The sequence below is a fragment of the Streptomyces sp. NPDC088197 genome (genome assembly GCF_044741185.1).
Taxonomy (GTDB): Bacteria; Actinomycetota; Actinomycetes; order Streptomycetales; family Streptomycetaceae; genus Actinacidiphila.
Window position 1 is genome coordinate 15,755 of the sequence record NZ_JBIUSD010000030.1, and the last position, 17,857, is coordinate 33,611.

General features: G+C 70.4%; 17 protein-coding genes and 3 pseudogenes. 10 read left to right on the plus strand and 10 right to left on the minus strand.

What is annotated here, in order from left to right:
• Positions 1-10: 10 nt before the first annotated feature.
• The 4 genes from ACIOC1_RS35300 to ACIOC1_RS35315 are packed head-to-tail and all read right to left on the minus strand — an operon-like array spanning position 11 to position 4,718.
• Positions 11-1,606 (minus strand): glycoside hydrolase family 3 N-terminal domain-containing protein, encoded by a 1,596-nt coding sequence (locus ACIOC1_RS35300; RefSeq protein WP_401858693.1) that lies wholly within the window; start codon positions 1,604-1,606, stop codon positions 11-13.
• Between the two features lie 7 nt (positions 1,607-1,613).
• Positions 1,614-2,450, minus strand: a complete 837-nt coding sequence (locus tag ACIOC1_RS35305) for a carbohydrate ABC transporter permease (protein WP_355347589.1) — start codon at positions 2,448-2,450, stop codon at positions 1,614-1,616.
• Positions 2,447-3,427, minus strand: a complete 981-nt coding sequence (locus tag ACIOC1_RS35310; RefSeq protein ID WP_391164280.1) for an ABC transporter permease subunit — start codon at positions 3,425-3,427, stop codon at positions 2,447-2,449. The genes ACIOC1_RS35305 and ACIOC1_RS35310 overlap by 4 nt, the downstream gene beginning before the upstream one ends.
• 1 nt (position 3,428) lies before the next feature.
• Positions 3,429-4,718 (minus strand): sugar ABC transporter substrate-binding protein, encoded by a 1,290-nt coding sequence (locus ACIOC1_RS35315; RefSeq protein ID WP_355347582.1) that lies wholly within the window; start codon positions 4,716-4,718, stop codon positions 3,429-3,431.
• 264 nt (positions 4,719-4,982) lie between these two features.
• Here ACIOC1_RS35315 and ACIOC1_RS35320 point away from each other — a divergent pair, with 264 nt between their 5' ends.
• A complete protein-coding gene (locus tag ACIOC1_RS35320; protein WP_355347579.1) occupies positions 4,983-6,005 on the plus strand; it encodes a MurR/RpiR family transcriptional regulator in 1,023 nt (340 codons plus the stop codon).
• 186 nt (positions 6,006-6,191) lie between these two features.
• Here ACIOC1_RS35320 and ACIOC1_RS35325 read toward each other — a convergent pair whose 3' ends face one another.
• Entirely contained in the window at positions 6,192-6,659 is a 468-nt protein-coding gene (locus tag ACIOC1_RS35325) for a MarR family transcriptional regulator (RefSeq protein WP_391052476.1), read from the minus strand.
• Positions 6,660-6,801: 142 nt separating this feature from the next.
• Positions 6,802-7,752, minus strand: a complete 951-nt coding sequence (locus tag ACIOC1_RS35330; RefSeq protein WP_401858715.1) for an AraC family transcriptional regulator — start codon at positions 7,750-7,752, stop codon at positions 6,802-6,804.
• A 122-nt stretch (positions 7,753-7,874) separates the two neighbouring features.
• On the opposite strand from ACIOC1_RS35330, the gene ACIOC1_RS35335 reads away from it, so the two are divergent.
• Complete coding sequence (locus tag ACIOC1_RS35335) at positions 7,875-8,627, plus strand: SDR family NAD(P)-dependent oxidoreductase (RefSeq protein WP_401858698.1); 753 nt, start codon at positions 7,875-7,877, stop codon at positions 8,625-8,627.
• Between the two features lie 139 nt (positions 8,628-8,766).
• Here the strand turns inward: ACIOC1_RS35335 and ACIOC1_RS35340 are convergent, their stop codons facing one another.
• Positions 8,767-8,955 (minus strand): hypothetical protein, encoded by a 189-nt coding sequence (locus ACIOC1_RS35340; protein ID WP_391052523.1) that lies wholly within the window; start codon positions 8,953-8,955, stop codon positions 8,767-8,769.
• An 85-nt stretch (positions 8,956-9,040) separates the two neighbouring features.
• A complete protein-coding gene (locus ACIOC1_RS35345; RefSeq protein ID WP_391164274.1) occupies positions 9,041-9,721 on the minus strand; it encodes a TetR family transcriptional regulator in 681 nt (226 codons plus the stop codon).
• A gap of 123 nt (positions 9,722-9,844) precedes the next feature.
• Here ACIOC1_RS35345 and ACIOC1_RS35350 point away from each other — a divergent pair, with 123 nt between their 5' ends.
• The 5 genes from ACIOC1_RS35350 to ACIOC1_RS35370 all read left to right on the plus strand — a co-directional run bounded on the left by ACIOC1_RS35350 (position 9,845) and on the right by ACIOC1_RS35370 (position 15,201).
• Positions 9,845-10,768 carry a zinc-binding dehydrogenase gene (locus ACIOC1_RS35350; RefSeq protein WP_401858702.1) on the plus strand — a complete coding sequence of 308 codons (924 nt, stop codon included), beginning with the start codon at positions 9,845-9,847 and terminating at the stop codon, positions 10,766-10,768.
• An 856-nt stretch (positions 10,769-11,624) separates the two neighbouring features.
• Positions 11,625-12,695, plus strand: coding sequence for an Atu2307/SP_0267 family LLM class monooxygenase (locus ACIOC1_RS35355; protein WP_391127969.1), 1,071 nt, complete (start codon positions 11,625-11,627; stop codon positions 12,693-12,695).
• Complete coding sequence (locus tag ACIOC1_RS35360) at positions 12,692-13,351, plus strand: NADPH-dependent F420 reductase (protein WP_401858705.1); 660 nt, start codon at positions 12,692-12,694, stop codon at positions 13,349-13,351. The genes ACIOC1_RS35355 and ACIOC1_RS35360 overlap by 4 nt, the downstream gene beginning before the upstream one ends.
• Positions 13,352-13,486: 135 nt before the next feature.
• Entirely contained in the window at positions 13,487-14,272 is a 786-nt protein-coding gene (locus ACIOC1_RS35365; RefSeq protein ID WP_401858708.1) for a glutaminase, read from the plus strand.
• Positions 14,273-14,358: 86 nt separating this feature from the next.
• Complete coding sequence (locus tag ACIOC1_RS35370) at positions 14,359-15,201, plus strand: alpha/beta hydrolase (protein WP_355347567.1); 843 nt, start codon at positions 14,359-14,361, stop codon at positions 15,199-15,201.
• A gap of 80 nt (positions 15,202-15,281) precedes the next feature.
• Here the strand turns inward: ACIOC1_RS35370 and ACIOC1_RS35375 are convergent.
• Positions 15,282-15,584: pseudogene (locus ACIOC1_RS35375) on the minus strand (MarR family winged helix-turn-helix transcriptional regulator); the annotation flags it as partial.
• Here ACIOC1_RS35375 and ACIOC1_RS35380 point away from each other — a divergent pair.
• A complete protein-coding gene (locus ACIOC1_RS35380; RefSeq protein ID WP_401858718.1) occupies positions 15,549-15,902 on the plus strand; it encodes a VOC family protein in 354 nt (117 codons plus the stop codon). The pseudogene ACIOC1_RS35375 and the gene ACIOC1_RS35380 sit on opposite strands and share 36 nt — an antisense overlap.
• Positions 15,903-16,016: 114 nt before the next feature.
• Here ACIOC1_RS35380 and ACIOC1_RS35385 read toward each other — a convergent pair whose 3' ends face one another.
• Entirely contained in the window at positions 16,017-17,216 is a 1,200-nt protein-coding gene (locus ACIOC1_RS35385) for an anhydro-N-acetylmuramic acid kinase (RefSeq protein ID WP_401858711.1), read from the minus strand.
• A gap of 89 nt (positions 17,217-17,305) precedes the next feature.
• Between ACIOC1_RS35385 and ACIOC1_RS35390 the strand changes: the two are divergent.
• Both ACIOC1_RS35390 and ACIOC1_RS35395 read left to right on the plus strand, forming a co-directional pair.
• Positions 17,306-17,491: pseudogene (locus ACIOC1_RS35390) on the plus strand (sensor histidine kinase); the annotation flags it as partial.
• Positions 17,479-17,685, plus strand: a pseudogene (locus ACIOC1_RS35395) (response regulator); the annotation flags it as partial. The pseudogenes ACIOC1_RS35390 and ACIOC1_RS35395, both read left to right, overlap by 13 nt.
• Positions 17,686-17,857: the final 172 nt, after the last annotated feature.

Consider the following 17,857-nt stretch of genomic DNA (forward strand, 5'->3'; position numbering starts at 1 on the left):
CCGCCGGGCGTCAGCGGGTGAGCAGCGCGGCGACCGCCCGGGCGGTGGGGAGGGATTCGCCGTGGGTGAAGACCGCGTTGACCGCCTCGGGCAGGACGTCCTCGGTGCCCGGCCAGCCGAGGCACACGACGACAGCGCCGGGGGAGAGGGCCAACTGCCGTGCGAGCGCCGCGTCCTGGGCGGGATCGCTGCCGGGCGTGCCGACCAGGACCACATCGGCCGGGATACCGGGGGAGGCCGTACCGTCCTGCGCCTCGCCCGGTGTCAGGTCCCCCTGCTGGGCCCGGCCCTCGACGGTGGCCGTCCGCGCGAAGACCGCCTCGACGGTCGAGCCGGGCAGCCGGTTGAGCAAGGCGTCCGCGACCAGGTCGGAGAGCCGCCCGGTCGCCACATTGCGCCGCCTGCGCACGTCCACGACGCGCACCGCCCCGCTCAGCGAGCCGGCGACCTGTCCGCGTACGCGCAGCGCCCGCCGCGCCGCGGCGGCGTTGGCGTCCGTCACGTCCGACGTCACCGAAGCTTCCGAGACGTCGCCGCCTCGGGCCCCTTGAGTCCAGTCCGCGAGGGCGTGGACGCGGGCCGCCGCCTCTTCGAGCCGGGCCACCGGCAGGCGGCCCTCGGCGACCGCCCGCGTCACCGCGTCCAGCACCGCGCGGAACTCCTCCTCGTCGGTGGGCGTGCCACCGGTCAGCGGCAGGCCCGGATTGCCCAGGCACACCAGATCGACGCCCGCGGCCAGCGCCCGTACCGCGCTCTCGGCGAAGCCGATGGTCTCGGCGACCGCCAGCATGCTGATCGCGTCGGAGACGATCACGCCGTCGAAGCCCAGACCGTCGCGGAGCAGGGCGACGACGGCGGGACTAACCGTCGCCATCGCGCTGTCCAGCGCGGGGAAGACGATGTGCGAGGTCATCACGCAGCGCACCCCTGCCGCCACCGCGCCCGCGAACGGCACGAGGTCCCGGCTCCGCAGCGTCTCCAGATCGACCGCCACGACCGGCAGGCCCACATGCGAGTCGACCTTCGTGTCGCCGTGGCCGGGGAAGTGCTTGGCGCAGGCCGCGACCCCCTCGGCCTGCATCGCGGTCACGAACGCGGCCGTGTGCGTGCCGACCAGACCGGGGTCCGCGCCGAAGGAGCGCACCCCGATCACCGGGTTGGCGGGGTCGGAGTTGACGTCCGCCACCGGCGCGAGCGCCAGGTCGATGCCCGCCGCCCGTACGTCACGGGCGATCCCGCGCGCGACCGCCGCGGTCAGCGCGAGGTCGTCGGCGCGGCCGAGCACCGCCGCTCCGACGTGCGGAGAGCCGCCGCGCACATGCAGCCGGGTGACACCGCCGCCCTCCTCGTCCATCGCGATGACCGCCCGCCCGGCCGCGTGGATCCGCTCCGACAGCGCCGCGGTCTGCTCGGGCGACTCCAGATTGTGCCCGAAGTAGCAGACGGAGCCCAGGCCGTCGCGCAGGGTGTCGAGCAGCCACGGCGGCGCCGACGTACCGGTGAAGCCCGGCATGAGGACGGCGTGGACCAGCCGCCGGGTCCGCTCGTCCACGGGGGGCGCCGTGCTCGTGGTGCTCCCGGAGGTCCCGGTGTTCACAGATGACATGGAGTCCTCACTTCACGGCGCCGGCCACCAGGCCCATGGTCAGCCGTCGTTGGGCCAGCACGAAGACGATCACGACCGGAATCGTCACCAGCGTGGAGGCCGCCATCAGGCCGCCCCAGTCGTTGGTGTTCTGGCCGAGGAACTCCGCGAGGCCGACGCCGACGGTCATCCTGTTCTGGTCGGACAGGAAGGTCAGCGCGAAGGTGAACTCCTCCCAGGCCAGGACGAAGGAGAACGCGCTGGTGGCGATGAGTCCCGGCACGACCAGCGGCAGCAGGATCGAGCGGAACATCCGCCACCAGGAGCAGCCGTCCAGGTAGGCGGCCTCCTCCAACTCGACCGGCACCGCGGCCACGAAGCCCCGCAGATTCCAGATCGCGAACGGCAACGCGAAGGCCGTGTAGACAACCGCCAGGCCCAGCAGCGAGTTGAGCATCCGCAAGTCCTTCATCTGAAGGAACAGCGGGATGACCAGCGCCTCGGCGGGCAGCATCTGCACCACGAGGATCAGCACCAGCACGGTGGTGCGCAGCCGGAACCGGAAGCGCGCCATGGCGACCGCGCCGAGCAGCGCGAGCACACCCGAGGCGACCACCACGATCACGGTGACGATCGCCGAGTTGACCATGTAGCGGCCGAAGCCGCCCGAGGCCCCCGAGGACATCACCTTCGAGAAGTGCCCCATCGTGAAGTGCGTGGGGAACAGGCTGTCCGTGCCCGAACTCGCCCGCCCGTTCAGGGCCGTGGAGAGCATGAAGTACACCGGGAACAGCGTGAACAGCAGGACCAGCGCCGTGGCCGCGAACTTGCCGGTCCTGACCCAGTTGGAGGATCTGGCAGTCATCGGATCTCATCCTCTTTGAACAGCACCCGCAGGTACACCGCGGTGATCGCCAGCAGTACGACGGTGAGCAGGACGGCGATGGCCGCGCCCAGGCCGTACTGGTTCTGGTTGATCGCCTTCATGTAGGACCACACACCGAGGTTGAGCACGTCCGGGTTGGAACCCGCGCCGCCCGGCATCAGGTAGATCTGGGTGAAGACCTTGAAGTCCCAGATCGTCGAGAGCACGGTGACCACGGCGAACACCGGCCGCATCACCGGCACCGTGACGTGCCAGAACCGCTGCCAGGCGCTCGCGCCGTCCAGCCGGGCCGCCTCGTGCAGTTCCTGCGGCACCGTGGTCAGCCCGGCGAAGACGGTGATGGCGACGAACGGGTAGCTGTGGTGGATCACGTTCAGCTCGGCGATCGAGTAGAACGACAGCCGGTCGGTGAACCAGTTGTACCCGTCGGGACCGAGCAGCCCGACACTCTGGAAGGCCCGCCGGGCCAGGCCCGAGTCCGGGTCGAAGATCCACACCCAGACATAGGTGCCGGTGACCGCAGGCAGCGCCCACGCGATGAGCGCGGAGGCGATGACGGCGGCACGCGACTTGGGACCCAGGGTCTGGAGCAGCAGCGCCACCAGCGTCCCGAAGACGATGGTGCCCGCGACGGCGACCAGCGCGAAGAGCACGGTGTTCGGCAGCACGGTGTGCCACAGATACGAGCCCGCCAGCGCCTCGCGGTAGTTGTCCACACCGATGTACGTCGGGTGGCCGGAGATGATCTCCTTCAGGCCGTAGCGCTGGAACGACAGATAGGTGACGCGCACGATCGGGTAGAGCAGCAGCGCCGCGATCACGGCCAGCGGCGCGGCGAGCAGCAGCCACGGCCGCAGCCGGGCCACGAGCGGCGGCGTGCGCCGGACCGGACGGCGCGCGTCCTCCGCGAGTGCGGGGACGGTGCGCACGCCGTCGGTCACGGTGACGTCCTCCACGTCAGCTCCCCTGGAGCGTCTTGGTGATGGAGTCAGAGGCTGTCGTGGTGGCCTTCTGCACCGAGGTGCCGGTAAGGATCGACTGGAGCATCTGCGTCACGGTCTGGTCGCCCTCGACGGCGCCCCACTGCGGCGCGCTCGGCACGTTCTTGCCCGCTTCGAGCATCGTCTTGGCGAACGGCGCCACCAGCGGGTCGGGGCTGTTGGCGTACTGCTTGAGCTGCGTGGTGGTGCTGGGGAAGTAACCCGCCTGGTCCGCCCACTGCTTGCTCAGGCCGCCGGTGGTCATCATCTTGATGAACTTCCAGGCCAGATCGGGGTTCTTGCTGGTCTTGAGGACCGCGAGGTTGGAGCCGCCGAGGAACGCGGGCGCGATGCCGCCGTCCTTGCCCGGGATCGGGAAGGCGCCGATCTTGTCCTTGAGGGTGGGGTCGGTGGCGACCGCGGTCTTCGGGGTCCAGTTGCCCTGGATCACCATGGCGGCCTTGCCCTTGACGAAGGAGTCGAGCAGGTCGGTCTCCTTCCAGGTCGAGGCGCCGACGCTGGAGGAGTCGTCCTTGAGCGCGAGGTTGGTGTAGAACTCCAGGCCCGCCCGGGCCTGCGGCGAGTCGAGGGTGCCGGTCCACTTGCCGCCGCTGTCCTTGGCGAAGTCACCGCCCGCACCCCAGATGAAGGGCGCCGAGGCGTACGAGCTGGCGCCGGCGATCGGCATGGGCATCATGTCGGGCTTCTTCTGCTTGAGCGTCTTCACGGTCTGCTCGAGCTCGGCCCAGGTGGCCGGGGTCTTCAGGCCCAGCTCGGTGAAGACGTCCTTGCGGTAGACGATCGCCCGCACACCGGCGTACCAGCCGACGCCGTACTGCTTGCCGTCGTAGGTCGCGGAGTCCTTCAGGGCGGGGATCAGGTCCTTGGAGATGCCCGCGGAGTCGATCTGCTGGGTGAGGTCGGTGAGCCCGCCCGCGGCGGCGAACTCCGGGGTCCAGGTGGTGCCGATCTCCGAGACGTCGGGACCGCCGCCGCCCGCGAAGGCGCGGACCAGCTTGTCGTGGGCGTCGGCCCACTGCACTTCCTGGATCTTCAAGGTGGCGCCGGTCTCGGCGGCGAACTCCTTCTTCGCCGCGGCGTAGAAGGCCGTCGCGTCCGGGTTGGTGCCCTTCATGACCCACCAGGTCAGCGACTTGCCGTCGGCGGAGGAGGGGGAAGAGGAGGACGAGCCGTCGTTCCCGCACGCGGTGAGCAGGAAGACGGCCGCGGTGAGCCCGGCAATGCCTGCCTTGCACATAGATCTCATCGAGCTGTGTCTCCTTCGCGGTGCGGTGCCAGAGGTGTCGGACGGGGACCCCGGCGGCGCCGTCCCCCGTACGCGCAGCCCCGCCCTTCGGGCGTACGGCATGGCCGGACGGTCCGGCTGCGGACCGCCCTTGGGCTGCGGTGATTCGGCAAGTATGGAGATGACGGCCTGACGCGTCAATAACTACCGCGAGCGGCGGTCATAGTGTTCGTTTTTAACATCATCTCCGGGCTACGCTGTCGCTGACGTCATCTGGAGGAAGCCATGGCCAAGCGCGCACTGTTGCCCGTGCCCACCGCGCAGGACGCGTCCGCCGCGGTCCCTCCGACCGCGGCGGCCCCTCCCGTCTCCGGCGTCACGGCGCACCGGGCGCCCGACGACGCGCTCGCCGGTGACGTACTGGTCAGGATCCGTGGCGCCGTCCCCTCCCTCCAGCCCGCGGAGAAGCGGGTCGCGGCGGCGATCCTGAGCGATCCGGCCGGGGCGGCGCGGCTGTCCAGCACGGCGCTGGCCGGGCAGGCGGAGACCTCGGTGACGACGGTGATGCGCTTTTGCCGGACGATCGGGCTGCGCAATTACCCGCACCTGCGCGTGGCGCTGGCCGGAGCGGCGGCGCGCGAGGACGCGCAGAGCGCGGACCGGCTACGGGCCAGCGGCGACATCAGTGAGGCGGACACCCTCGCCCAGGTCGTGGACAAAATCGTGTACAACGAGGCGCGGGCGCTGGAGGAGACCGGCGCCAACCTCGACCTCGACACCCTGGAACTGGCCGTACGGGCGATATCCCAGGCCCGCAGGATCGACATCTTCGGCATCGGGGCGAGCGGCTTCGTCGGCCAGGACCTGCACCAGAAGCTGCACCGCATCGGCCTCATGGCGTTCATCTGGACGGACGCGCACGCGGCCCTGACCGCCGCCGCCCTGCTCGGCAAGAACGACGTGGCGGTCGGCATCTCCCACTCCGGCGCCACCGTGGACACCGTCGACCCCCTGGAGGCCGCCGCCGAGCGCGGCGCGACCACCATCGCCCTCACCAACTTCGCGGGCTCGCTGCTCACCCGGTCCGCCGACCTGGTGCTCACCACCGCGGTCCGCGAGATGCCCCTGCGGTCCGGCTCCACCGCCAGCCGGATCGCCCAACTGGCCGTGGTCGACTGCCTGTTCGTCGGCATCGCCCAGCGCTCGTACGACCGCGCGACCGCCGCGCTCGCGCAGACCTACGGCGTGGTGCACCAGCGCCGCCCCCACCCCCACCCCGGCCGACGCGCGTCAGCCGAGGACCACTGACCCCGCCACACCGCTCGACTCGCCCGCCGCCACCGCCCTGCCGCCTTCTACGCCGACGCCCTCCGTGCGCGGTACTGCCCTCAGCCCAGCGCTCCGGTGCCGGCTCCGCGGCCGTCCGAGCCCCCTTCGAAGCACCTGACGAGGCCATGGCGGCCGGGCAGGACGTGAACTGACGGTGACGCCCGGTCAGTCCGGCTGCTTCTCGATGTGGTCCAGGATTCTCTTGGAGATCAGAGCGAGCGTGCTGAGCTGACTCGGGGTCAGGGCGTCGACGAACAGGCGCCGTACGCGCTCCACGTGCATCGGCGCGGCGTCTTCGATCGCCTTGTAGCCGGCGGGAGTCGCGACGACGAATGCTCCACGGCCGTCGTCGGGGCATTCCTCCCTGACGGTGAGCCCGCGTTTCGTCATCCGCGAGACCTGGTGGGACATCCGGCTCTTCTCCCACTCCACGGATTTGGCCAGATCCAGGAACCGCATGCGCCCCCCGCCCCTTTCGGTGAGGCTGGAGAGCACGATGTAGTCGGACGCGGACATTCCGGAGTCGGTCTGGACGTGGCGGGACAGCCGTCCGATGAGGGTCTCCTGCATGCGGATGAAGCTGTCCCAGGCGGCCTTCTCTTCCGGCTCGAGCCAGCGTGGCGTCACGTCCATGCGCACAGTCTATCGATGTTGTTGACATCTCACCTGCTTCCGTGGCAAGCAGGACGCGACCCGATGTCCCCACGTCAGGCCCGCGGATCCGCCGTATGAGTCGCGAGCGCGGGCGGTGTCGGCTGAGCGTGGGACGGCTCCTTCAGTTTCCGTTCGCGGCCGAGCGTGATGACTGCCGTTCCTGGTTCCGGAACTGTGCGGGCGATGAGCCGACGACGCGGCGGAACGCGGTGCTGAACGCGCTCTCGGACCGGTAACCCGTGGCGCGCGCCAGCTCGGAGATCGACAGAGTGTCGCGGGCGAGGGCGTCGCGGGCGAGGCTGATGCGCCATTGGATCAGGTACTCCAGCGGCGGGACACCGACGTGGCTCTTGAAGGCATGGGCGAACGCGGAACGTGACATGTGGCTGATCTCGGCGAGCTCCTTGAGGGTCCAGGAGTGGGCCACGTCCGCGTGCACGGCGCGCAGGGCGGCACCGATGCCGTCCTCGTTCAGGGCGCCCAGCCAGCCGGTGGGCCGGTCGGTCTGACCGGCGTGGGCGCGGAGCATGTGCACGAGCAGGATTTGCGCGAGGTGGTTCTGCACCAACGGGCCACCGGCGGCGGTGATCCCGACCTCGGTGGCGAGGAGATCGATCAGCTGGGCGAGCCGCCCGCCATGAGGATCGCCAACGCGGACGATCACGAGCGGCGGCAGAAGATCGGTCAGGAGTGCCGCGTTCCTGTCGTCGAACGCGATGTGCCCGACGCAGAGGCAGAGGTCCTCCTCGGACTCCGGGCCGATCCGCACGAATCCGTCGTCGGCGCCCGCCCATACCGGCTCCGCGGGGCGCGGGCTTGCGTCGAGCGTGCTGGCCAGCACGTAAGGCTGCGGGTTGCCCAGCATGAAGGTGTCACCCTCCCGCAGGAGCACCGGCTCGTGCCCTTCGAGGATCAACCAGCACGTGCCGCGTACGAGGCCCCCGACCCGCACGTGAGGAAACGTGTCGAAGCGCAGAGCCCACTTTCCCGAGGCCCGGAGATTGGGCCCGATCACCGTGCGGGGCCGGAGCAGGCTGATCGCGTCGGCCACCGGATCCCCGAACCCGAGCATCGACGACACCTCCTGGACGATACGTAAACAATGGAGGACTATCCGTGATTGATCGTACTCCACTGCTCCCGCAGTATCGATGTCGTACAGATGGGCACCGGGACAGTGAGGGAGACATCCACATGGGACAGCTGGAAGGCAGGACGGCCGTGGTCACCGGGGGCAGCACGGGTATCGGTCTGGCCACCGCGATCCGGCTGGCGGACGAGGGCGCGTATGTCTTCGTCACCGGCCGCCGCGCGTCCGAACTGGAGGCCGCCGTCAAGACCATCGGAGCGGACCGGGCCACCGCCGTCGTCGGCGACATCGCGAAGCCGGAGGACCTGGACCGGCTCTACGCCGCCGTCCGGGCGCGAGGCAACGGTCTGGACGTGCTCGTGGCGAACGCGGCGATCGGCGCGTTCGTGACACTGGAACAGACCACCGAGGAGCACTTCGACCAGACCTTCGGGGTCAATGTCCGAGGCACGCTGTTCACCGTGCAGAAGGCGTTGCCGCTGCTCAACGACGGAGCGTCGGTCGTCCTGGTCGGCTCGACGGCCGGCGACCGCGGCGTGGAAGCGTTCGGCGCCTACGCGGCGTCGAAGGCGGCCGTCCGGTCCTTCGCGCGGACGTGGTCCAACGAGCTCAAGACCCGCGGCATCCGGGTCAACGTGGTCTCGCCGGCATGGATCGAGACGCCCGGGGGCACCGCCGCCTTCGGCGACGAGGAGACCGCCCGGGCCGTCAAGGAGAACGTCGCCGCGACCGTGGCCAAGGGCCGCATGGGCCAGCCCGAGGAAGCCGCCGCGGTCGTGGCCTTCCTCGCCTCGGAGCAGAGCAGCTACGTCGTCGGCGCGAACATCTACGTCGACGGCGGCACCAACCAGATCTGACGTGGACGGGACGATCCCGAGGTCACCTTCGGCGTCGCAGCCGACGAGCCCGTACGGAAGCGCCACGGGGCGTGCGATGTCGGCCCCCAAGGCCGAAGCGGCCGAGACGTGCGGCGGATCGACAGCGCGTCGGGGTCGGTCACCAGGTCGACCGGGAACGGTCCGTCGTGCGAGAGCGCCCGCCTCCGCAGTACCCCTGCATCTGCTCGGAGGTGCTGATCATCTCGCGGTATTCGCCGCACTCGACGAACAGCCGTTCCAGGTGCTCCTCCTGGAAGAAACCGGTGCCGATCTGACGGGACGGGATGGGTGAGGCGAGTGCCAGCACGGGTGCGCCGGAGCGGTGCGCGTTCCTGGTGCGAGCCGAGTCACAGGCCGGGCGGTGGGGAGGGCCGGCATGAACGCGTGAGCGATCAGTCTTGAGGAGCCTTGAGTTCGAGACTCGCCGGGAGCGCGGCGACGGTGCGGTTGAGGAGAAGGACGAGACTCTCCGCGCTGTCGCCGTCCTCCGGGCGCCGCATCCAGACTCGTTGGGCGTCACGCGAGGCGACGAGGAAGAGGTCGAGCAGGAGCCTGGGCCTGGGATCGTCCGCATCCGAAATGCCCAGGACCGGTGCCAGGGTGCTCAGCGCAGCCTGAACGGCCTCGTCGCAGAACCGGAGATTGTGCGCGGTGAACGACGGGTGGACGGCGTCGAGCCCGAGCGCAAGGAGCGTGAGCCGGGTCCAGTTCGCGTCCCGAGCCGCACATTCGCGGATGGAGGCGACCAGGGTGTCGCGCAGGACGGAGAGGACTGTCGCGTCGGCGTCGCGGGACTGCGGCTCCGAATCCAGCCGCCGCAGAAACTCGCGCCACAGATCCTGCAACGGCGTCATCGCCGCGTCTTCCTTGCTGGTGAAGTACCGGAAGAACGTGCGCTTCGAGACGCCCACCTGAAGGCACAAGTCGTCGAGGGTGACAGCATCCGCGCCGTGAAGGGTGAAGGACTCCAGCGCATGGACCACCAGGTCCCGGCGGGTCTGCGCCTTCTTGCGCTCCCTGAGTGTCTCCGGCCGGGCTCCGCCCTGCCCTCCGACCGGTCTGGCGCCATCCACCCGTGCAGCCTACCGTGAAACCCTCGATCTGCCACTTGGTAGCATGTGCCTCTCAGTGGCACATTGAGGAGGGCTTCCGTGAGAGCACTGATGGTCGACCACACACGCGGTACGGCGCTCCGGGTGGGCGAGGCCGAACCACCTCGGCCCGGCCCTTCCCAGGTCCTGGTGAAGGTAGACGCGTTCTCGCTCAACTACGGGGAGATCGTGACCGCGCGCGACCTGCCCGACGGTGCCATTCCGGGGTGGGAAGCGGCCGGACATGTCGTCGAAGCCGCACGCGACGGCTCCGGGCCCCCGGTGGGTACGCCTGTCATCACACTCGACGAGGCGAACGGCTGGGCCGAGTACAGGGTCGCGGACACCGCGATGATCGGTGTGGTTCCCCGGAACGCGGATCTCGGCGGAGTGAGCACCATCCCGGTCGCCGCCAACAGTGCTCTGCGCGCGCTACGGCGCATCGGCCCCATCCTCGGCCGAACCGTCATGGTCACGGGCGCCACCGGGGGAGTCGGACGCTACGCGGTGCAACTCGCGCGCATGGGCGGGGCCACGGTCGTCGCCGTCACCGGCTCGGCCGCGCCGTACGCCGCCGAGCTGCGCTCTCTCGGTGCCGCCGAGGTGGTCTCTCGCCCCAGTGAGTACGCCGGATCCGTGTACGGAGTCGTCGAGTGTGTCGGTGGCGCGCTCCTCGTGGAGGCGTTCGACCTCCTGGAGCGGGACGGGGTGCTCGTCGCCCTGGGGCACGTCGCTCCCGAGCCGGAGTCGTTCCCGCCGGGTGCCCTCATCGCCGGCCCGGCGCGTCACAACCGCAGCATCGTCACCTTCCACCAGCTCGACGGCGCTCCGCTGCCTCCTGACCTCAGCTGGTTGAGCGAGCGGGTCGCCATGGGGGACCTGACTCCGTCAGTGGCGTGGCGCGGCTCCTGGCACCGCGTCGACGAAGCGATCGACCGGCTCCTCACGCGCACCCTCCACGGCAAGGCGGTGGTCGAAGTCGGTCGCACAGAGGCTGACGGAAGCATCCGGCCGACCTCTGGCGCGTGAGGCGGGCGGAGTCGTTCGCGGCGCTGATGACGAGAACTCAGCCGAGCGGTGTCCCCACTGCGCGGGCCGGGGCGCCGGTCGTGTCACTGACCGCAGGGCCCCGCGTGGTCGCAGTACGGCTGGAGGCGGCTCTGACCGCAGCCGCACAACACGGCCCTGGTCTCGGCGCGCACCCCTTGCGGCGGTGTTGGCGGTGGTGATGTGCGGCAGCATCCACGCGTTGGCGGGATAGACGAGCCCGGCCGCGCCCGGGCCTCCCGGATTGGTGAACAGCACACCCCGGCGCTTGGACGGCTGATCACTGGCCAGTCTGGAAACCGCGATCTCGATCTGGCGGCCGTCGGGCCGGCTGTAGTCCAGGGGGACGTGCAGGGTTCCGCACTCCAACCGCGGCGCGGCGGCTTCTTTCGGGCACGGTTCCCACTTCAGGGGTGCCGCGGTGTCCTTGGGCGTGTCCGTCGTCGCCGCGGAAGCGGCCGCGAGCGCGGTCGCCGCGACCGCGACGACGGTGAGGGTGAGAGTGAGTACCTTCCTGCGGGGCCGCAGCGGCCCCGCAGGTGGGCGGCACGGCCATGCGGGCCCGCGTCAGGCGAGGAATCCTCGTCAGGGGCCGGAGGTCTGTGCCCGGCCTCCCCTCCATCCACTGCTGGCGAGGGTGTCGCACCGGAATCTAGTTGACATCTCAACCATAAGAGTGGCATGGTTTACATGTCAACTAAAGCGACGGTGGTGCGGTCGCTGCACCTGACCGGCGGGGAATCCGCACAGGTCGCCCGGGACGGATGTCCCGCCCGGCGGTCACGAACCACGCATCGCCATGCCCCGACCCGACGAAAGCGTTGAGCGAGTGAGCACGATGGACGTTTCGCAAATCGAGTTCGGCATCGACAGCTTCGGGGACCGGCCCCGGGACGACCAGGGCGTCATCGTCTCGCACGCCCAGGCCATCCGCGCCGCGGTGACCGAAGCGGTCCTCGCCGACCAGGTCGGTATCGACGTCGTCGCGTTGGGCGAGCACCACCGACCCGAGTACGCGATCTCCAGCCCCGAGACGGTGCTGGCGGGCATCGCGACGGCCACGAGGCGCATCCGGCTCGCCTCGGGCGTGACCGTGCTGTCCTCGGACGACCCGGTGCGGGTGTTCCAGCGGTTCGCCACGGTCGACGCGCTCTCCAACGGCCGCGCCGAGGTGATCCTCGGGCGCGGTTCTTTCACCGAGTCGTTCCCGCTGTTCGGGTACGACCTCAAGGACTACGACGTGCTGTTCGAGGAGAAGATCGACCTTTTCCATCGACTCCTGGACGAGAAGCCCGTCACCTGGGACGGCACCACGCGTGCCGCCCTGCGCGATGCCGACGTGTACCCGAAGACGGAGTCGGGACGTCTCAACACCTGGGTAGGGGTGGGCGGGACGCCGCAGTCCGTGCTCCGCACCGCGCGATACGGCTTCCGGCTCATGCTCGCCATCATCGGCGGCGCTCCCGACCGGTTCGCTTCCTACGTGGATCTCTACCGGCGTGCCAGCGACGAGTTCGGCACAACGGCCCAGCCGATCGGGACCCATTCGCCCGGCTTCGTCGCCTCCACCGACGAAGAGGCCAAGGAGCTCTTCTACCCCGGGTACAAGGAGATCCGCGACCGCATCGGGAGGCAGCGCGGCTGGCCGCCGCTCCGCCGGGAGGAATTCGACGCGGAGGTGGACCGCGGGTCGCTGTACGTCGGCTCGGCCGAGACGGTCGCGGCGAGGATCGCCCATGCCGTACGAGTCCTGGACGCGGGCCGGTTCGACATGATCTACTCCGCCGCCGGCACCGTCTCGGCCTCCGCGCGCCTGCGTTCGGTCGAGCTGTACGGCACCCAGGTCATCCCTCGGGTCCGTGAACTTCTGTCCGAGCGGCCCGCGGCCTCGGCGGGAGCCACGCGATGACTGACCCTGTCACCACGGTCGGAATCCTGGGAGCCGGGAAGGTCGGCACTGTCCTGGCACGCCTGGCGGTCGCCGCCGGCTATCGAGTCCTGATCTCCGGGTCCGGCGACCCCTCGAAGGTCGCGCTCACCGCCAGGGTCCTCACGCCCGGAGCGACCGCCGTATGGTCGGCCCGGGCCGCCGATGCCGCCGACGTGGTGGTCCTGGCCCTCCCGCTCGGCAAACACCGTGACCTCCCGGTCACGGAGCTGAAGGGCAAGCTGGTCGTCGACGCGATGAACCACTGGTGGGAGGTCGACGGTCCCCGCGACGAGATCCTCCCGCCCGACACGTCGTCGAGCGAGGCCGTTCAGCGGTTCCTGACGGGCGCACGTGTCGTGAAAGCCCTCAACCACATGGGCTACCACGATCTCGAGGACGGGGCCCGTCCGGTCGGCTCCGTCGGACGCAAGGCCATCGCGATCGCCGGGGACTCGCCCGAGGATCTCGCCGTCGTCGCTGACCTGATCACCGCACTCGGATTCGACCCCCTCGCCATCGGCGGCCTTGCGGCGGGCGTCCGGCTCGAGCCGGGAACCCCCGCCTTCGGAGCCAACGTCGACATCGACCGGCTCCGCGCGCTCACCGCCGCCCCCGCGTCCGGCACGGCTGCTTGAGCACTCGTCGCAGAAGAACAGCGGCGCCTCGACCGGACCGGAGAACCGCGGTCACGTCGTCGCCTTCCGCGCGGAAGGACAGTCGGACAAACCGTCGTGCGGCGGTGCCCGACGCCGATTGCGCATGGAGGACGGATGCGGCCGATCATTCCCGACTATCTTGCAGAGGCACTGCGCCCTCTCAATCCCATGATCAACGTTGGTGCGATCACCGTGCACGCACTCGCCGGCGCGGTGAACCTGCTTCCGGCGGAGCGCGTGGCCTCACCGAGGACCCCGAGGCCGTCGTGGACGGTTGCATCCGGCAGTGTTCTGTACTCGTCACCACGCGGGGTCGGCATTCCGGCGAAGAGCGGGATGGCAGGGGGCCTGATCGGCGCGCTCCCCGGACAGATCGGCATGGCCACGTTCTCACCACGCCTGGATCGTCACGGGAACAGCGTTCGCGGGGTGTCCCTGTTCGAACCATTCTCCGGGGGCATGGGACTGCGTGTGATGGAGGTCCCCGCCGCCGCGCGTGCGGTGGTGCGGTCCCACCATGACGTGGGCAGCGGACCGAACGCGCTCCGGGTCCTGCGACTGCAAGGCGGCATCGGCTTCGCCGCGGCCGAGAGGGTCGTTCAGGAAGCCATGGCCGTTCCGCCTTCGGCCGTAAGGGTGGCCTTGGACCTGACGAGGGTCCATTCGATGGACGGCGCGGCGCGGCGCGTGCTGCTGGAGGTCGTGCGTCGGCTGACGCTGAGTTGTCACGAGGTGTATCTCGCCGACCCGGAATCGATCATGCCCGATCCCGATCCCGGCGACGGTGGCCGCGTCACCGTCGTGGACACCGTGGACCAGGCCGTGCGTCCGCCGAGGGGCGGCCCGGCACGGGAAGCGGTCGGCGGCGGAGCGGGGAATCATCCGACTCGCCGCCGGTGAAACGGAGTTCTCGCACAGAAATCGAGCCATCGGGCTCAAAGACACGGGTCGGCGTTCGGTTCGTCGGCCGGAAAGGGAAAGAGACCATGGGTTACATCACCGTCGGCACGGAGAACAGCACGCCGGTCGAGCTCTACTACGAGGACCAGGGTTCCGGGCAGCCGGTCGTCCTGGTCCACGGCTACCCGCTGGACGGGCACAGTTGGGAACGTCAGACGCGCGAACTGCTGGCCCAGGGCTATCGGGTCATCACCTACGACCGCCGAGGCTTCGGCCAGTCCTCGAAGGTGAACTCCGGTTACGACTACGACACCTTCGCCGCCGATCTGAACACGGTCCTCGAGACCCTCGACCTGCGGGACGTCGTCCTTGTCGGTTTCTCGATGGGCACGGGGGAACTCGCCCGCTACGTGAGCCGGCACGGTCATGAGCGTGTCGCGAAGCTCGCCTTCCTCGCCTCACTGGAGCCGTTCCTCGTCGCCCGCGACGACAACCCCGACGGCGTGCCGCAGGAAGTGTTCGACGGCATCGCGGCGACCGCGAAGGCGGACCGGTACGCCTGGTTCAAGCAGTTCTACGCGGACTTCTACAACCTCGACGAGAACCTCGGCACCCGTATCAGCGAGGAGGCGGTGACCGGTAGCTGGAACGTCGCGGTCCTCAGCGCTCCGGTGGCCGCGTACGCCGCGGTCCCGGCATGGATCGAGGACTTCCGCGCCGATGTCGAGGCGGTCCGTGCGAGCGGCAAGCCCGCGCTGATCCTGCACGGAACGAAGGACAACATCCTCCCGATCGACGCCACTGGCCGCCGATTCCACAAGGCGCTCCCCGAGGCCGACTACGTCGAGGTCGAAGGAGCACCACACGGCCTGCTCTGGACCCACGCCGACGAGGTCAACACCGCGCTGCGCGACTTCCTCTCGAAGTGACGGTGGCCTGACGGACGCGGCGCGGGAGCCGAGGCGCTGGAAGGCGTGGCCAGGAGCCGCGTCTCCCAGACGATGTTGCGTCAGCCAGCGCCGCATGGGCCGTCGGCTTTGGTGTCGCGCAGGGAATGGATCATGCTTTGCAGGATTCGGAACGCGCCTGACTGCTCGGTGTCGGTCAGGCCGGCCAGCATTCTCACCTCGACGGAACGGACGGCCACGGTCGCCTTCTCCAGGCTCCGTCGGCCGCGCGGCGTGAGCCGCGTGGGGAGGACCTTCCCGACGGGCGCCGCCGCGGGCCTGGTCACGTAGCCGTCCCGTTCCAGGGTCTGGAGCAGCACGTTCATCGACTGCCGTGTGACGAACGCGCCGCGCGCGACCTCGGCGCCTCAGAGGCGTTCTACGAGCAGCACCTCGGCCTCGTCCGCTCGCAGGCCGGACCTCCGCACGCCGTCGTCTTCGAGACGAAGCCGATCGCGTTCGCACTGCGCGACATCGTTCCCGGCACCGATCTCGCGTCCGTCGCCCAGCCCGGCATCGGTGCCGGGATCTGGCTGCACGCCACCGACGTCCAGGCCGTCCATGACGCTCTTGTCGCCGACGGTCACACCATCGTCTCCGCGCCGGTCGACGGCCCCTTCGGTCGGACGTTCACCCTCGCCGACCCCGACGGCTACCAGATCACGCTCCACGACCGCGCCTGATCGGCCGCTCATCGGCGCACGGCTCAACGGCGCACGGCTCAACGGCGGTACGCACGAGGCGATGCCGCCCAGCGTGTCCCCCCCGGGCCGTCGGCGGTCGCCAGGCGGTACGGGTCAGACCGGCGGCAGGACGGCGAGGCGGCGCGGGCTCGGGGCCGGTTCCGGCAGCCGGAGCGGCGCGTCGCCCGGAGTGATCCGGCCCAGTACCCGCGGGGTCGCGGAGCCGGTCGCGCCGGGGGCCACACCAGGAATCCCGTGCCAGGTGAGGAAGCCCAGCAGCGCCATCAGATACGCCTCCTTGTCGCCCGCGGGCAGCCCGCGCTCGTCACTGGTGACGAGGACCGCGGGGCTCAGCCGCTCGCGCAGCGCCGCCATCAGCGCCGGATTGCGCACCCCGCCCCCGGAGGCGACGACCTCGGTGAGCCCGTACCGGCGGCAGGCGTCCGCGACGGTCACGGCCGTCAGCTCCGTCAGCGTCGCCATCAGATCCTCGTCCGACACCGGCGGCAGCCCCGCGCACCGCGGCTCGAGGTAGTCGGCCCTGAACAGCTCGCGGCCGGTGGACTTCGGCGCCTCCCGCCGGTAGTACGGCTCGTCCAGCAGTCGGGCCAGCAGGTCCGGGCGTACGGTCCCGGCCAGCGCGAGGCGGCCGTCGAGGTCGCTCCCGGCCCGGCCCCCGGTGACGCGGTGGGCGGCGGCGTCGAGCAGGCAGTTGGCCGGACCGGTGTCGAAGGCGACGACCGGCTCGTCCCGGCCGCCGACCACCGTCACATTGGCGATGCCGCCGAGGTTCAGCGCGGCCCGGCGGGTCGGTACGGTCCCGGCACCGGCCGACGTGTCGTCCGCGAGCCACAGCGTGTCCAGCGTGCTGGCGAGCGGCGCGCCCTGGCCGCCCGCCGCGATGTCGCGGGCCCGTACGTCCGAGACGACAGGGAGTCCGGTCGCCTCGGTGATCCACGCGGGCTGGCCGAGTTGCAGGGTGCCGAGGGCGCGGCCGTCGGTGATCCAGTGGAACACCGTCTGGCCGTGCGAGGCCACGAGGTCGGCCCGGCCGCCCGAGAACCGCTCGATCGCCCTGACGACCGCCGCCGCGGACGCCTGCCCCACCAGCGTGTCCACCTCGCACACCTCGGCGAGTCCGACAGTGGACGGCGGCAGCAGCCCGAGCAGCCGCTCCCGCGTCTCGGGCGGCCACGGGTACTCCTCGGCCCCGAGCGGCCGCAGCGTCAGCACCTCCCCGTCGAAACCGAACTCACCGACGGCGACATCCAGGCCGTCCATCGAGGTGCCCGACATGAGACCGACGACGATCACGTGACTTCTCCAGGAGTGCGGGGTCTGCGGTCGCCCCAGTATGAGCGGACGTGTCCTCCCCGCTCACCCGGGGCTCCGCGCCGTCACGCGGCCGACGCGCGCGGCGGCACGAGGGCCGAGGCGGCGTGGACGAGCGGACGGCGAGCGGAGAGCACGGCGGCTCGGGTCTGCTCGGCACACGCCGCCGGGTCGCCGCGCTCGACGGCGAGGTCACCGTGTCCAGTCCGGTCGGCGGACCGACCGTCATCCAGGCGGAGTTGCCGTGCGTGTGGTGATCGCCGAGGACAACGCGCTGCTGCGCCAAGGGCTCGTCCTGCTGCTCACCTCCTCGGGGCACGAGGCGGTCGACGTCGTCGGCCCCGGCCCCGAGGCGCTGCCCGCGCTGCTCGAACACCGCCCGGCCATCGCCGTGCTCGACGTCCGGATGCCGCCCGGCTTCCGGGACGAGGGCCTGCGCGCGGCGTGCGAACGCGAAGTCCTCGCACTGATGGCGGAGGGCCACGACAACACCACCCTGCGGTCGTAGCGAGGCGGCCCTGTGCGGGACCTAGGTGTATTGACCTGGAGGGTTGTTGACGCGGGTGATGGGTGGCTGGCCGCCGAGTGCGGTGTGGGTGCGGTGGTGGTTGTAGGTGTGGAGG

Bases quoted from the DNA above. Each gene is read 5' to 3' on its own strand.
- ACIOC1_RS35300 (WP_401858693.1), bottom strand. From the start codon at position 1,606: ATGTCATCTGTGAACACCGGGACCTCCGGGAGCACCACGAGCACGGCG.
- ACIOC1_RS35305 (WP_355347589.1), bottom strand. From the start codon at position 2,450: ATGACTGCCAGATCCTCCAACTGGGTCAGGACCGGCAAGTTCGCGGCC.
- ACIOC1_RS35315 (WP_355347582.1), bottom strand. From the start codon at position 4,718: ATGAGATCTATGTGCAAGGCAGGCATTGCCGGGCTCACCGCGGCCGTC.
- ACIOC1_RS35320 (WP_355347579.1), top strand. From the start codon at position 4,983: ATGGCCAAGCGCGCACTGTTGCCCGTGCCCACCGCGCAGGACGCGTCC.
- ACIOC1_RS35325 (WP_391052476.1), bottom strand. From the start codon at position 6,659: ATGGACGTGACGCCACGCTGGCTCGAGCCGGAAGAGAAGGCCGCCTGG.
- ACIOC1_RS35330 (WP_401858715.1), bottom strand. From the start codon at position 7,752: ATGCTCGGGTTCGGGGATCCGGTGGCCGACGCGATCAGCCTGCTCCGG.
- ACIOC1_RS35335 (WP_401858698.1), top strand. From the start codon at position 7,875: ATGGGACAGCTGGAAGGCAGGACGGCCGTGGTCACCGGGGGCAGCACG.
- ACIOC1_RS35355 (WP_391127969.1), top strand. From the start codon at position 11,625: ATGGACGTTTCGCAAATCGAGTTCGGCATCGACAGCTTCGGGGACCGG.
- ACIOC1_RS35360 (WP_401858705.1), top strand. From the start codon at position 12,692: ATGACTGACCCTGTCACCACGGTCGGAATCCTGGGAGCCGGGAAGGTC.
- ACIOC1_RS35365 (WP_401858708.1), top strand. From the start codon at position 13,487: ATGCGGCCGATCATTCCCGACTATCTTGCAGAGGCACTGCGCCCTCTC.
- ACIOC1_RS35370 (WP_355347567.1), top strand. From the start codon at position 14,359: ATGGGTTACATCACCGTCGGCACGGAGAACAGCACGCCGGTCGAGCTC.